15 protein-coding genes are annotated in these 12,896 nt (G+C 49.2%); 10 read left to right on the top strand and 5 right to left on the bottom strand.

What is annotated here, in order from left to right:
* Position 1: 1 nt before the first annotated feature.
* The 4 genes from NWAT_RS02005 to yacG are packed head-to-tail and all read left to right on the top strand — an operon-like array spanning position 2 to position 2,961.
* On the top strand, positions 2 to 1,222 hold the full coding sequence (locus NWAT_RS02005; protein WP_013219483.1) for a type II secretion system F family protein: 1,221 nt from the start codon (positions 2 to 4) through the stop codon (positions 1,220 to 1,222).
* A 19-nt stretch (positions 1,223 to 1,241) separates the two neighbouring features.
* The gene (locus tag NWAT_RS02000; RefSeq protein WP_013219482.1) at positions 1,242 to 2,108 is read left to right on the top strand and encodes a prepilin peptidase; all 867 of its coding nucleotides are present in this window, start codon (positions 1,242 to 1,244) and stop codon (positions 2,106 to 2,108) included.
* An 8-nt stretch (positions 2,109 to 2,116) separates the two neighbouring features.
* A complete protein-coding gene (gene coaE / locus NWAT_RS01995; protein WP_013219481.1) occupies positions 2,117 to 2,767 on the top strand; it encodes a dephospho-CoA kinase in 651 nt (216 codons plus the stop codon).
* Between the two features lie 5 nt (positions 2,768 to 2,772).
* Entirely contained in the window at positions 2,773 to 2,961 is a 189-nt protein-coding gene (gene yacG, locus NWAT_RS01990; RefSeq protein ID WP_013219480.1) for a DNA gyrase inhibitor YacG, read from the top strand.
* A 7-nt stretch (positions 2,962 to 2,968) separates the two neighbouring features.
* Here the strand turns inward: yacG and NWAT_RS01985 are convergent, their stop codons facing one another.
* On the bottom strand, positions 2,969 to 3,922 hold the full coding sequence (locus NWAT_RS01985; RefSeq protein ID WP_013219479.1) for a Nudix family hydrolase: 954 nt from the start codon (positions 3,920 to 3,922) through the stop codon (positions 2,969 to 2,971).
* Positions 3,923 to 3,965: 43 nt separating this feature from the next.
* Here NWAT_RS01985 and NWAT_RS01980 point away from each other — a divergent pair, with 43 nt between their 5' ends.
* Positions 3,966 to 4,166 carry a DUF2905 domain-containing protein gene (locus tag NWAT_RS01980; protein ID WP_013219478.1) on the top strand — a complete coding sequence of 67 codons (201 nt, stop codon included), beginning with the start codon at positions 3,966 to 3,968 and terminating at the stop codon, positions 4,164 to 4,166.
* A gap of 72 nt (positions 4,167 to 4,238) precedes the next feature.
* Here NWAT_RS01980 and NWAT_RS01975 read toward each other — a convergent pair whose 3' ends face one another.
* The 4 genes from NWAT_RS01975 to NWAT_RS01960 all read right to left on the bottom strand — a co-directional run bounded on the left by NWAT_RS01975 (position 4,239) and on the right by NWAT_RS01960 (position 8,066).
* Positions 4,239 to 4,460: a zinc-finger domain-containing protein gene (locus NWAT_RS01975; RefSeq protein WP_013219477.1), complete on the bottom strand. Its 222-nt coding sequence runs from the start codon at positions 4,458 to 4,460 to the stop codon at positions 4,239 to 4,241.
* A gap of 58 nt (positions 4,461 to 4,518) precedes the next feature.
* Positions 4,519 to 5,616, bottom strand: coding sequence for a quinolinate synthase NadA (gene nadA, locus NWAT_RS01970; RefSeq protein ID WP_013219476.1), 1,098 nt, complete (start codon positions 5,614 to 5,616; stop codon positions 4,519 to 4,521).
* A 157-nt stretch (positions 5,617 to 5,773) separates the two neighbouring features.
* On the bottom strand, positions 5,774 to 7,561 hold the full coding sequence (aspS, locus tag NWAT_RS01965; protein ID WP_013219475.1) for an aspartate--tRNA ligase: 1,788 nt from the start codon (positions 7,559 to 7,561) through the stop codon (positions 5,774 to 5,776).
* A 178-nt stretch (positions 7,562 to 7,739) separates the two neighbouring features.
* Positions 7,740 to 8,066, bottom strand: a complete 327-nt coding sequence (locus NWAT_RS01960) for an FmdB family zinc ribbon protein (RefSeq protein WP_013219474.1) — start codon at positions 8,064 to 8,066, stop codon at positions 7,740 to 7,742.
* Positions 8,067 to 8,976: 910 nt separating this feature from the next.
* On the opposite strand from NWAT_RS01960, the gene petA reads away from it, so the two are divergent.
* The 5 genes from petA to NWAT_RS01935 all read left to right on the top strand — a co-directional run bounded on the left by petA (position 8,977) and on the right by NWAT_RS01935 (position 12,748).
* Entirely contained in the window at positions 8,977 to 9,582 is a 606-nt protein-coding gene (gene petA / locus NWAT_RS01955) for a ubiquinol-cytochrome c reductase iron-sulfur subunit (RefSeq protein WP_013219473.1), read from the top strand.
* Entirely contained in the window at positions 9,582 to 10,808 is a 1,227-nt protein-coding gene (locus tag NWAT_RS01950) for a cytochrome b (RefSeq protein ID WP_013219472.1), read from the top strand. Before petA ends, NWAT_RS01950 begins: the two co-directional genes overlap by 1 nt.
* Positions 10,805 to 11,527 (top strand): cytochrome c1, encoded by a 723-nt coding sequence (locus NWAT_RS01945; protein ID WP_013219471.1) that lies wholly within the window; start codon positions 10,805 to 10,807, stop codon positions 11,525 to 11,527. Before NWAT_RS01950 ends, NWAT_RS01945 begins: the two co-directional genes overlap by 4 nt.
* 167 nt (positions 11,528 to 11,694) lie before the next feature.
* Complete coding sequence (locus NWAT_RS01940; protein WP_013219470.1) at positions 11,695 to 12,354, top strand: glutathione S-transferase N-terminal domain-containing protein; 660 nt, start codon at positions 11,695 to 11,697, stop codon at positions 12,352 to 12,354.
* Positions 12,344 to 12,748 (top strand): ClpXP protease specificity-enhancing factor, encoded by a 405-nt coding sequence (locus NWAT_RS01935; RefSeq protein ID WP_013219469.1) that lies wholly within the window; start codon positions 12,344 to 12,346, stop codon positions 12,746 to 12,748. The genes NWAT_RS01940 and NWAT_RS01935 overlap by 11 nt, the downstream gene beginning before the upstream one ends.
* The last annotated feature ends 148 nt before the right edge of the window (positions 12,749 to 12,896 follow it).

Genomic DNA, 12,896 nt, shown 5'->3' with positions numbered 1-12,896 from the left:
GATGGCACAAGCGGCAACAAAACAGCAGATTTTTATATGGGAAGGCGCTAACCGGCAAGGACAGAAAATTAAAGGCGAAGTGGGCGGTAAAAACCTCAGTATGGTGAAAGCGGATCTACGACGCCAGGGTATTGCACCTCTCAAGGTACGCAAAAAGCCTAGACCCTTGCTTGGTCAGCGCAAGAAGAAAATCACCCCGAAGGAGATCGCGATATTTAGCCGCCAGCTTGCAACCATGATGGCTGCGGGCGTGCCCCTGGTTCAAGCCTTTGAAATTATAGGCCGTGGCCATGAAAGTGCTTCCATGCAAGAGATGGTCCTAAAAATCAAGGGAGAAGTGGAAGGTGGTGGTACCCTGGCCGAAGCACTTAAACAACATCCACGGCAGTTTGACCCGCTTTTCTGCAATCTGGTCCATGCGGGAGAGCAATCCGGCACCCTGGAGACCCTGCTGGATAAAATTGCCATGTATAAAGAAAAGACAGAAGCCATCAAGGGAAAGATAAAAAAAGCATTATTTTATCCTACTGCCGTGGTGGTGGTCGCTTTTATCATTACTGCTATTTTGCTCATCTTTGTTATTCCCCAATTTGAGGCTTTGTTCCAGAATTTCGGCGCTGATCTGCCCGCGCTTACCTTGCTGGTCCTCAAGCTTTCCGCTCTTTTTCAGGAATGGTGGTGGGCTATTTTCGGAGCTATGGGAGGCGCTGTCTACGGTCTTATAGAGGCTAAACGGCGCTCGCAAAAGATTAACCATCTCTTCGATAAACTACTACTCAAATTGCCGGTGATCGGCGAAATCCTGAATAAGGCCACTATCGCCCGGTACGCCCGTACCCTCTCCACCATGTTTGCGGCTGGCGTCCCCTTGGTTGAAGCCATGGTTTCCGTGGCTGGTGCTGCGGGTAATTCTGTCTATACCCAGGCCATCCTCCGCATACGCGATGAGGTCTCCACCGGCACCCAGCTGCAAGCGGCCATGCGCAGTAGTCAATTATTTCCTAACATGGTGGTGCAAATGGTGGCTATCGGGGAAGAGGCAGGTTCCATCGATCAGATGCTGGGCAAAGTGGCGGATTTCTACGAGGAAGAAGTCGATAATGCCGTTGACGCCCTGAGCAGCTTGCTAGAACCTCTGATCATGGCGATACTAGGCGTTCTGGTAGGCGGCCTTGTTATTGCCATGTACTTACCCATCTTCAAAATGGGCTCGGTGGTTTAACTAGATTTAGTTGGAATTAATGGAAGCTATTGTGTTTTTCGAGAGTTATCCCGCTGTCTTTATGGCATCGGTTTTTTTGCTGGGCTTAGCCGTCGGCAGTTTCCTCAATGTCGTTATTTACCGTCTTCCTCTCATGATGGAAAGACAATGGGAAGATCAGTGCGCAGAACTACACGGCAAGCCACTGCCGGAGCGGGAACCGTTAACGCTATCTCTCCCCCGCTCCCACTGCCCTGCCTGCCGCCACAAAATCGGGGCCTGGGAGAACATACCTTTATTCAGCTACCTCTTGCTTAGGGGACACTGCCGTTACTGCAAGGCGCCTATCTCTCTCCGCTATCCTCTGGTAGAACTACTAACCGGCATCCTTTCTATTGCCGTAGCTTGGCGCTTTGGCGTCAGTTGGGAAACAATGGCGGCATTGCTCTTAAGCTATGCGCTGATTACGCTCACCTTTATTGATTTCGATCATCAACTGCTGCCCGACAATATTACGCTCCCTTTTCTTTGGTTTGGTCTAGGGCTAGGTTTATTTGAAGTGTTCACGGATGCCCGAACCAGTCTTATTGGTGCGATAACCGGTTATCTTTCCCTATGGCTGGTTTACCATCTGTTTCGCCTCCTGACCAAAAAAGAGGGCATGGGGTACGGCGATTTTAAACTTTTAGCACTCCTCGGCGCTTGGCTAGGCTGGACGATGCTGCCTGCCATTATTTTGCTTTCCTCGATCGTAGGCGCCCTGCTAGGAACCGCATGGCTTTATCTTTCCAGCCAGCACCGGGAGACTCCTATCCCATTCGGCCCTTACCTCGCCGCCGCAGGCTGGCTTGCCTTGATGTGGGGGCAGGATATCAACCAATTTTATCTTTCCCTCACCGGAAGATAAAATCTTGCATGGACAAAGTTGAATTCAGTCCCCCTAAAATCCCAAGCAAAACGCCTTACAAAGTTGGGCTCACGGGTGGTATCGGTAGCGGCAAATCCACGGCAGCCAGGAGTTTTTCCGAATTAGGCGTTCCTGTTATTGATGCCGATATCATTGCCCGAGAGCTGGTCGAACCTGGCCAGCCGGCACTTGCCGAGATTGTCGCCACTTTTGGCAGGGAAATATTAAATCCCCAGGGAGGGTTGGATCGATCCTGCCTGCGGCGCCTCGTATTTACCAGCGAAGCGTTAAAAACCCGCCTGGAAGCGATACTGCACCCACGCATACTTCAGGAGATGGAACGCCGGGCTACTCGGCTTACTACACCCTACTGCGTTCTGGTTATTCCACTGCTGGTGGAAACCGGCCAAAAAGATATCGTTGACCGAACCCTGGTTATTGATATCCCCGATGCCATCCAGCGCCAGCGAGTAAAGGCCCGCGACCGGCTTTCAGATACCGAAATCGATGCCATTCTGCAGACCCAATCTCGACGGGCCGCCCGACTTGCGGCCGCAGATGATATCATTGTCAATGATACCGATCTGGCAACCTTGCAGCGCCAAGTAGAGCATTACCATCAAAAGTATCTCTTCTTGACTTCCCAGCAACGGAGCTAATTTTTATGAACAAAGAGAGAAAACGCTATGTTAATTGTCCTACTTGTGGCCGGGAAACCCTCTGGTCCGAGGAAAATCCCTGGCGCCCCTTTTGTAGCGAGCGCTGCCGCCTAATTGATCTCAGCGACTGGGCGGCGGAAAATCACCGAATCCCAGGCGAGGAGGAACATTCCACCCCTTCCTCGGAAAAATAAAAAAATTTTAATCTCTACTCCCCCTATCTCCCCATAAGCCCCGGATAGCAGCAATACCTTGAGCCCCTCGGCTCCAGGCTTCCTTTACATGCTCCGGCCCCAGCCCCCCTAAGGCATAGACGGGAAAGGGAATTTGCGCGATGAGCGTTTGAAACCGTTCCCACCCCAAGGGTAATGCTTGAGGATGCGTGGAGGTATGACAGACAGGCCCTAGTACGGCAAAATCCACTCCAATGCTAGCAGCATGGGCCAACTGCTCGGCATTGTGACAAGAAGCGGCCACCCATTTATCGGCTGGCAATGGTCGCTGGGAAAGATGCATTAAATGGTTGCCCGTCAGATGGACCCCATCAGCGCCCCACTCAGCGGCCTGAGCAGGCACCGTATTGACTAATAAGATGGCCTTATATTCAAAGCACAAGCGCTGAACCTTCCATGTCAAATCTTGGTAGTGCTCAGAACTGAGCTTTTTAGCGCGTAGCTGAACCAGCCGTACCCCAGCTTGTAATGATCGGCGCAAACTACTCAGAAATACTATCTGGTTTCCGGCCGGCTCCTTAGTAATCAAATAAGTTGGCGGTAAACACACCGCGGTCACAATAGGGCTGTTGGCCGCGGGCAAGGGATAGGCGCTTAAATTTTCGGGCTGAACCCATACCACAGGCTGTCCTTCTTGCCCCTTGGGCATGCCCGAGAAACGCTCCACTCGCCAAACATGGAGCAGTACGGACCGATCTGGATAATCATGACGCACCTGCAACAAGGGGCGGGCCTGGAGAACCTGGATTCCTAGCTCCTCCCATAACTCTCTGGAAAGAGCCTGGCGAATCTCCTCCCCTGGCTGCAACTTACCCCCGGGAAATTCCCACAAATTGCCTTGATGGACATGGGGCGGACGTTTAGATAACAATACCTGTCCCTCCCTATTAAAGATTGCACCGGCCGCTACCTGGAGTACCATGGAGGGACTATTTTTTAGAACTCAAGCTTTAAGGTTTCAGAGAATGTCGCGGCTGCTTATCATATTAGGACTTATTTTGGTGGTGGTAGGCGTGCTCTGGCCCTGGCTCGCCAAGCTAGGATTGGGTCGCCTTCCTGGCGATATTGTCATCGAGCGGGAAAATTTTCGTTTTCATTTTCCAATTACCACTTCCATCCTTATTAGTTTGCTTCTCTCCTTGCTGTTTTGGCTATTTCGCCGCTAACTAGATCTGTTTCTCCATAGCCCTCAAGGCTGCCGGCGCCGGGGCATGTTTAAACATATTTAAAACGGCTTTCTACTCCTCCTTGAGTACATAAACCGCCCCACAATAAGGGCAACGCTCCCATCCCGTTTCTTCAATGGGGAGATAAACTCGGGGATGGGAGTTCCATAGCACCATAGAGGGCATGGGGCAAGACAAAGGTAAATCCGCCCGCGTCACTTCATAACGGCAGGCTTCGTTAGCTGGAATAGAAGAAGAGGCGGTGTTCGGGGCTGTTGTTTCGCTCACGACCATATAGTCCTATAAGCTTGTTTTCACAATTACATATAAAGTAAAAAGGATATTACCTGCTTTAGGGAGAGACCTCCAGCATACGACTTAAAGCCAAACGAGCAAACTCCGCCTCAACTTCTGGCACCTTAATTTGATTCACCACCTGGCCAGAGAGCAGATTTTCCAAGCTCCAGGCTAAATGCTGGGGGTCAATCCGAAACATAGTGGAACACATACATACCGTCGGTGACATAAAGTGGATGGATTTACCTTCGGTTTTGTAACGCTCATGGAGGCGATTCACTAAATTAAGCTCGGTTCCCACCAACCAGCGGGTACCTGGTTCTGCCTCCCGGATAGTTTTAATAATGTATTCAGTCGAGCCAACGTAATGGGATTTCTGGCAGACCTCGAAACTATTTTCAGGATGAGAAATAACTTTCGCATCCGGGTAACGGGCCAGAAAACGATCAATATGCTCTGGCTGGAACATTTGATGCACTGAACAAAACCCTTGCCATAGAATGATCCGTGCTTCCTGGATTTGCTCCCGCGTCAACCCCCCATTGGGCCGATTAAAATTCCAAACCACCATTTCCTCTAGGGGAATGCCCATACGGTAGGCGGTATTGCGCCCCAAGTGCTGATCAGGAAAAAACAACACCTTCTCACGGCGGTCAAAGGCCCAATTTAGCACGGCCTCAGCATTGCTTGAAGTACAGACGATGCCTCCGTGACGGCCGCAAAAAGCCTTGAGGTTAGCAGCAGAGTTGATATAGGTAACCGGGGTCACCTCCTGCTCGGGCTCCAAAATCTGGCCTAGCTCCCGCCAGGCCCGCTCCACTTTAGCAAGATCGGCCATATCAGCCATGGCACAGCCTGCCGCCATATCGGGGAGAATAGCGATTTGCTCGGGGCGGGATAGAATATCTGCCACTTCGGCCATAAAATGAACACCACAAAAAACGATATATTTAGCTTCTGAAGCAGCGGCCTGGCGCGATAATTTCAGGGAATCACCAGCATAATCAGTAAACCGGAACACTTCTTCCCGTTGATAATGGTGTCCAAGAATAACGACCTGAGCGCCTAAAGCCGCCTTGGCTTTGGCAACCCGCGCTTCACATTCACTATCGCGCAGATCAATATAGCTCTGAATGACTGCTGCTTCGGCCATCTCTCATAGTCCTCGCTATAAAAGCAGTAAGTAATAAATACTTTACTATTTTACTAAAGAATTATAGCTGCTGGGTAGCCCCTACCTTACTACAAGAGGTTTCCCCTTGGATTAAAAATTGTGGCTCTTCAATGATAGGTTAATAACATTCAATGAGTTAGGTTTTATCAGAAGGCGGCCTGCGTACCCCAATCCCCAGCTCTCGCAACTGCGCTTCCGCAACCTGACCTGGTGCGCCGGTAAGCGGGCAAGCCGCTGTCTGGGTCTTGGGAAACGGGATGACCTCCCGGATCGAGGCGCTTCCAGTCATCAGCATGACCAGCCGATCCAAACCAAACGCAATCCCACCATGGGGCGGGCAGCCATATTTCAGCGCGTCCAAAAGAAACCCAAACTTATCCTGGGCCTCCTCATCACCAATACCTAGCAAGCGAAACACTTGACTCTGCACTTGGGCCTGGGAAATACGGATAGATCCTCCGCCCACCTCGGTACCATTGAGTACTAAATCATAGGCACGGGAGCGGCAAGCCCCCGGATTCTGCTCCAGCAAGGAGAGATCTTCTTCCTTGGGAGCAGTAAAAGGGTGATGCAAGGCATGCCAACGGTCGTCATCCTCATTCCACTCGAACATAGGAAAATCTATGATCCATAGCGGACTCCAGCCATGCTCTACCAAGCCATGATCATGGCCTAATTTCACCCGCAAGGCCCCAAGGGATTCATTAACGATGGACGCTTTATCAGCACCAAAAAATACAATATCTCCATTTTCGGCGCCTATTCGTTCCAACATGGCTCCAATCACTTCATCAGGCAAGAACTTGAGGATAGGGGACTGTAATCCCTCTCGCCCGCGGCTGCGCTCAATCACTTTAATATAAGCCAAACCCTTGGCACCATAGATAGCCACGAATTGAGTATAATCTTCAATTTCTTTACGGCTAAGCTTGCCGCCGCCGGGCAATCTCAATGCGGCGACTCGCCCATCCCGATTCTGGGCTGGCTGGGCAAAAACCTTAAAATCCACCGTTTTCATCAAATCCCCCACTTCCACCAATCGCAGGGGAATACGTAAGTCCGGCTTGTCCAAACCAAAACAGGCCAAAGCTTCGGCATAGGGCATCCGAATAAACGGGGTATGGAGGGGTGTCTCTAATACCGTGGCAAACAGCTCCTTGAACATCTCTTCCATTAACGCCATAAGGGCTTCCTCGTGAAGAAAGGATGCCTCTATGTCAAGTTGCGTAAACTCCGGTTGGCGATCGGCCCGCAGATCTTCATCGCGAAAACAGCGTACCACTTGGTAGTAGCGATCCACCCCAGCAACCATGAGGAGCTGTTTAAATAACTGGGGGGACTGAGGCAGGGCAAAAAACTGGCCGGGATGAGTACGGCTTGGCACCAAAAAATCCCGGGCACCCTCGGGAGTTGACTGTGTAAGAATGGGCGTATCAATGTCAAGAAAACCTCGCTCATCCAGAAACTTGCGCAATTGCCGAATAATGGCGGAACGAAGCCGCAGACGCTGCAGGCTTTCTGGCCGTCGGAGGTCAATATAACGATAGCGCAGCCGGATGTCTTCGCCCACTTCTAATTTTTCATCCACTGGAAAAGGCGGCGTTTCCGAAGCATTAAGTAAAATGAGCTCCTGGCCTAATACTTCCACTTGGCCCGTCTTGAGATCTGGGTTTTCAGTGCCCTCCGGCCGGTGCTGTACCCGGCCCTTGACCTGAAGCACATATTCACTCCGTATCTGTTCGGCATGCCTAAAGCTTTCCGGAGAATACTCTGGATCAAAAACCAATTGAATGAGACCTTCCCGATCACGAAGATCAATAAAAATTACCCCACCATGGTCTCGGCGGCGGTTTACCCAGCCGCATAAAGTGACGCTCTGCTCAAGATGGTCCTCGGAAAGTTCGCCGCAATAGTGGCTACGCATGAAAAAATCCTTAGAGACTATTGGAAAAGCTTTGAAAGTTACTCATTTATTGAATTGCAGTCAATCTAAATATAAATTAAATTCAACGACTTAATTTTTTAAGATCTAGATTCCAAAGCTGGTTAAGGAATCATCCCAACAATCCCTCAAGGACAGCAGCCTATTTAGGCTAGAGACCTTAGCCGGTAGCGGCGGCATCGCCTGTAGACTTGGAATCAGTCCCGGAAGTTTTTTCCTGCTTATCCTTCCCCTGGCTGGGACCTTCCTTCTTGTTTGAACTTTCCTTAGAGTCGTCACTGGAAGCAGCCAAGTTTCGCTTATTGCCGCTTTTAAAATCAGTTTCGTACCAACCGCCCCCTTTGAACCGAAATCCGGCAGCGGATACCAGCTTACGCAATTGTTCCTTACCACAAGAGGGACACCGAAGTAATGGCTCTTCAGTTATCTTTTGTAGCAACTCCATTTTATGGCCACAGGCTTGGCAGCGATATTCATAGATCGGCATGGTACAAAACTTCCTTGGAATTAAACTAATGTTTAATATTTTCTCGGAAGAGTGTAGCGCGAAACGACACTCTCCCACCCGAGAGCCCTGTAAAATAGATACCTTGGGGCTAAAAATTAAGCTCAATACATAAAACATTTTTAACCCCTTAATTAGCTCGTTTGGCTAATATGGAGGTAATCACTCCTCATTTCAATAACGTTTCGATCAAAGGGCAGATGTTACGGTTCAAGCTTTAAATAATGAAATTTCCCCAGACTCAATTTACTCCAATACAGCGGTAATACTCTTCTACCCGATCAGTGCCTAGACCCTAGCCATGGAAAAGCTGGAGCTTTCTCCCTCTATGTTATTTCAAAATAATAGCCTGGAGTTAAGCCAGCCGATTCTAGGGCTACCTGGTTAGCCTGTGTAACCGACTGGTGCCTGGAACAGGGCTGGAATGCCCATTTTTATCACCGCGCTTACGCGCAGGCGAGCACACTCCTGAGTACCGGGCACCGCCAGCCTATTATATTGCCGGAACCTCGGGCGTTCTATTTAGGAGAGAATATCCTGCATCTTGAGAATATACCGCCAAATGGGCACGCCGATAACTTTGATCGGCAACAAGGGACATTTGACGACATCTTCATTAGCGGTATCATTGCCGTTCCACTAGCCTAAATCTTCTTAATCACCATCATTAACACTACGAAATTTTTAGGTTCTTTGTGTTAGAATTGCGCGATGCAAACGACGCTCCGAACTTCTTATTATACATCTATGCATAATATTCTTAGAGCAGCCTAGCAAGATAAAACGAGGGCATCAGCAATTAAACCCCTTAAAAGTTTTGCCAAGGCGCTCATTCAAACAACTATATTACATAACATTCTGATTCATTGGCTTTAGTTAAGGGAGCAAAAGTATGAGCACAGATAGCGTCGATCAGGGCAAACGCCGCTTTTTAACAGCGGCCACTACAGTAGTTGGAGGTGTAGGCATGGGCTTTACAGCAGTGCCGTTCGTTAAATCTATGCAGCCTAGCGAACGGGCGCAAGCCGCGGGGGCCCCTGTGGAAGTCGATATTAGCAACCTTGAGCCAGGCCATATCATGACCGTCGAATGGCGTGGCAAACCGGTCTGGATCCTCCGCCGGACCCCAGAAGAATTGGAAAGCATAGAAGCGCTAACTGAAGAGGATATACTCCGGGACCCTCAAAGCGAAGTAGAAAGTCAACAACCCCCCTTCGCTGAAAACATCTACCGTTCCATTAAACCTGAACTTTTAGTGGTTATCGGGATCTGCACCCACCTGGGGTGTTCCCCGAGCTTCCGTCCAGAGGTTGCCCCAGAGGACTTAGGACCTGATTGGCAAGGCGGCTTTTTCTGCCCTTGCCATGGCTCTCGTTTTGATCTGTCGGGGCGAGTTTATGATGGAGTTCCAGCCCCTACCAATTTAGAGGTGCCACCCTATCGCTTTCTTGCTGAAAACCGCCTGCGGATTGGCGAATCCCCAAGTGAGGCAACCTAATGAAAAACACAATAAATCAAATTTTTACCTGGATTGATACCCGCCTTCCCATTTCCAAGCCATGGAAAGAGCATTTATCGGAATATTACGCACCAAAAAACTTCAACGTTTGGTATTTTTTTGGCTCTTTGGCCATGCTGGTGCTGGTTATCCAGTTACTTACCGGACTCTTCCTGACCATGCATTATAAGCCGGCGGCTGATCTCGCCTTCGGCTCCGTTGAATATATTATGCGGGATGTGGAATGGGGCTGGTTGATCCGCTATATGCATTCTACCGGGGCCTCGGCATTCTTCATTTTGATTTACCTCCATATGTTTCGGGGAGTCATTTACGGTTCACATAAAAAGCCCCGGGAATTAATATGGATTATTGGTGTGCTTATCTACCTTACCCTGATAGCAGAAGCTTTTATGGGTTACTTGCTGCCCTGGGGGCAAATGTCGTACTGGGGCGCTCAAGTTACTATCTCCCTCTTTGGAGCTTTTCCGATCATTGGTGACGGCTTATCCGAATGGATCCGAGGCGATTTTGTGGTCTCCGATGCGACCCTAAACCGTTTCTTCGCCTTCCATGTGTTTCTGATGCCTCTATTGCTGCTTGCGTTGGTTGTCGCTCATATTATTGCCTTACATCAAACAGGTTCCAATAATCCGGACGGAGTGGAAATCAAAGAGAAAAAGGACCCCAAAGGTGTTCCTCTCGACGGCATTCCCTTCCATCCTTACTACACAGTCAAGGATCTGTGGGGGGTTGGGGTATTTCTACTCCTATTTGCCTGGGTCATTTTCTATGCTCCTGGTTTTGGTGGCTGGTTTCTAGAACATGACAACTTTGAACCCGCTAACCCACTCGCCACACCTGAACATATCAGGCCCCTGTGGTACCTCACCCCCTTCTACTCCATATTGCGATCAGTACCCGATAAATTACTAGGCGTCCTCGCTATGGATGCCGCTATTTTTCTATGGTTTTTTCTGCCTTGGTTGGATCGTAGCCCGGTCAAGTCCATCCGTTATCGAGGATGGCTTTATAAGGCTGCCATCGGAATCTTCGTCATTAGCTTTCTGGGACTAGGCTACCTGGGTACCCAACCGGCCACCCCGGTAATGACCATGTTTGCCCGGGTATTTTCAATACTTTATTTCTCTTTCTTTTTGCTAATGCCAATCTATACCAAGATGGATAAAACCAAACCCGTTCCGGAAAGGGTGACCTCAAAATGAAAAGAATGACGACGTGTTTACTCCTTTTTATCTCATCGACCTCCTTGGCTTGGGCCTCATCAAGCAACTACCCTCTCGATACCGTGGAGATAAATGTTAATGATAAGGCCTCTTTACAACGGGGTGCTCAGGTATTTGTGAATTATTGCCTTAGCTGCCACTCGGCCAAATATATGCGCTATAGCCGCATGGCGCAGGATCTCGGCCTGACCGAGCAGGAGGTCACCGATAACCTGATGTTCACCACCAATAAGATCCACGATCCCATGACCATTGCAATGCAGCCCAAGGACTCTGAACGCTGGTTTGGCGTGACCCCACCGGATTTGACTTTGGTTGCTCGCTCCCGAGGTCCTGAATGGCTGCACACTTATCTGCGAACTTTTTACCTGGATCCTAGCCGCCCTAACGGCGTCAATAATTTGGTATTCAAGGATACAGCCATGCCCCATGTTTTGTGGCCTCTGCAAGGCTGGCAAGAGCTCGTGGATAAAGACGGCAAAACCCACAGTACAAAGCTTGAATTGACGGTTGCGGGTACCCTAAGTGCCAGCGAGTACGAGAAAATGCTGGATGATTTAGTCAACTTTATGACCTATATGGGTGAACCTGCCCGGCTTGAGCGGGAAAAACTCGGTCCTTGGGTTCTGCTTTATATTGCGCTATTTTGTGGTGTCGCCTATTTCCTTAAAAAGGAATACTGGAAAAATATTCATTGAGAGGAATCTCTAGACAATCTTCAGTCGCTTATCTGTCGGCAAGGCTGAAAGTATTTTTCTGGGGGACACAAGAAGAGCTCACGTCAGAATCTCCACTTTGGCGTGAGCAATTCTCCGTCAAAAATTCATCGGGTTGTTCGCGGAAATAATAGGGTAGATAAGCTTTTATGGCCCTTTCACCTGGTAAACGTTCTGTAGCGGCCTTATTTTCGGATCCCTTGTGTCCGTTTTGTCACCGTACTCGCATTGTCATCGCGGAAAAGAATATTTCCGCAGATATTATTGATATAGATCCAGCTAACTTGCCTGAGGATTTGGTTCGACTTAATCCTCATAATTCTGCTCCTACATTAGTAGCCCGGGATCTAGTGCTGTACGATTCAAGAGTCATTATGGAATATTTCGACGAACGATTCCCTCATCCCCCCCTCATGCCCGTAGATCCAATTTCCAGAGCGCGAATTCGACTCATGCTGCACCGTATCGATCAAGATTGGTACCGCTTACTTGGCGGTACCAAAACCCATCGTCCTAATATATCGTCTAAAACGCGCAAAATGCTGATTGAAGATCTCACCATACTAAGTCCGGCCTTCGAGAAAACGCCCTTCTTCATGAATGAAGAATTTTCCCTATTAGACTGCGCCTTGGCACCTCTACTATGGCGGTTGCTCGCTCTGGAAACTGAACTCCCCCTCCAAGCCAAACTTGTGGGGGATTATGCTAATCGTATTTTTGCCCGCAATTCATTTCAACAAAGCCTGAGCGCCGCTGAACGAGCAATGCAAACCAAAGCCACCAGCACACTATCTAGCAATGGCCGATAACCCTAATCACCCCATGACTTCAAACCGTCCCTACCTCATTCGGGCTTTATACCAGTGGATTGTTGATAATGATTTAACTCCTCACCTGCTGGTGGATACCACGCTACCCGGTGTTCAGATTCCCCAACAACATGCCTCCGAGGGCAAAATTATTCTTAATATCCATCCAAACTCAGTTCGCAATCTCTGCCTAGAAAACGATTGGATCAGCTTTTCTGCCCGCTTTTCTGGAACTCCCTACAAAGCCTTATTCCCGGTCCAGGCTACCCTTGCTATATATGCACGAGAAAATGGGCAAGGGATGGCATTCCAGAAAGGCGATCACGACAGCGAGCCCCCTCCTCCTGCTCCAGATGAAGGAAGCCGCAAACCCTCATTACGAGTCGTGAAATAACCCTAATTATGCACTTTAATGGATGGACGGGAACCAGCATGGCCTTCGATTAGCTCCCATCCTCTTCCTCCTCAATAAATTCCATTTTAACCTATAGGAGTATCCTTTTTTATGGATACTCACTTTTAACTCGCTGCGCCAAAATGCG

The organism is Nitrosococcus watsonii C-113 (assembly GCF_000143085.1).
In the GTDB taxonomy this organism is placed as follows: Bacteria; Pseudomonadota; Gammaproteobacteria; order Nitrosococcales; family Nitrosococcaceae; genus Nitrosococcus; species Nitrosococcus watsonii.
This window is presented reverse-complemented; position numbering and strand designations above follow the sequence as displayed.

Excerpts from the sequence above, each read along its gene's own strand:
- coaE (WP_013219481.1), top strand. The coding sequence starts at position 2,117 with ATGGACAAAGTTGAATTCAGTCCCCCTAAAATCCCAAGCAAAACGCCT.
- NWAT_RS02005 (WP_013219483.1), top strand. The coding sequence starts at position 2 with ATGGCACAAGCGGCAACAAAACAGCAGATTTTTATATGGGAAGGCGCT.
- NWAT_RS01935 (WP_013219469.1), top strand. The coding sequence starts at position 12,344 with ATGGCCGATAACCCTAATCACCCCATGACTTCAAACCGTCCCTACCTC.
- NWAT_RS01940 (WP_013219470.1), top strand. The coding sequence starts at position 11,695 with ATGGCCCTTTCACCTGGTAAACGTTCTGTAGCGGCCTTATTTTCGGAT.
- aspS (WP_013219475.1), bottom strand. The coding sequence starts at position 7,561 with ATGCGTAGCCACTATTGCGGCGAACTTTCCGAGGACCATCTTGAGCAG.
- NWAT_RS01945 (WP_013219471.1), top strand. The coding sequence starts at position 10,805 with ATGAAAAGAATGACGACGTGTTTACTCCTTTTTATCTCATCGACCTCC.
- NWAT_RS01950 (WP_013219472.1), top strand. The coding sequence starts at position 9,582 with ATGAAAAACACAATAAATCAAATTTTTACCTGGATTGATACCCGCCTT.
- NWAT_RS01985 (WP_013219479.1), bottom strand. The coding sequence starts at position 3,922 with ATGGTACTCCAGGTAGCGGCCGGTGCAATCTTTAATAGGGAGGGACAG.
- NWAT_RS02000 (WP_013219482.1), top strand. The coding sequence starts at position 1,242 with ATGGAAGCTATTGTGTTTTTCGAGAGTTATCCCGCTGTCTTTATGGCA.
- NWAT_RS01980 (WP_013219478.1), top strand. The coding sequence starts at position 3,966 with ATGTCGCGGCTGCTTATCATATTAGGACTTATTTTGGTGGTGGTAGGC.
- NWAT_RS01975 (WP_013219477.1), bottom strand. The coding sequence starts at position 4,460 with ATGGTCGTGAGCGAAACAACAGCCCCGAACACCGCCTCTTCTTCTATT.
- NWAT_RS01960 (WP_013219474.1), bottom strand. The coding sequence starts at position 8,066 with ATGCCGATCTATGAATATCGCTGCCAAGCCTGTGGCCATAAAATGGAG.
- nadA (WP_013219476.1), bottom strand. The coding sequence starts at position 5,616 with ATGGCCGAAGCAGCAGTCATTCAGAGCTATATTGATCTGCGCGATAGT.
- yacG (WP_013219480.1), top strand. The coding sequence starts at position 2,773 with ATGAACAAAGAGAGAAAACGCTATGTTAATTGTCCTACTTGTGGCCGG.
- petA (WP_013219473.1), top strand. The coding sequence starts at position 8,977 with ATGAGCACAGATAGCGTCGATCAGGGCAAACGCCGCTTTTTAACAGCG.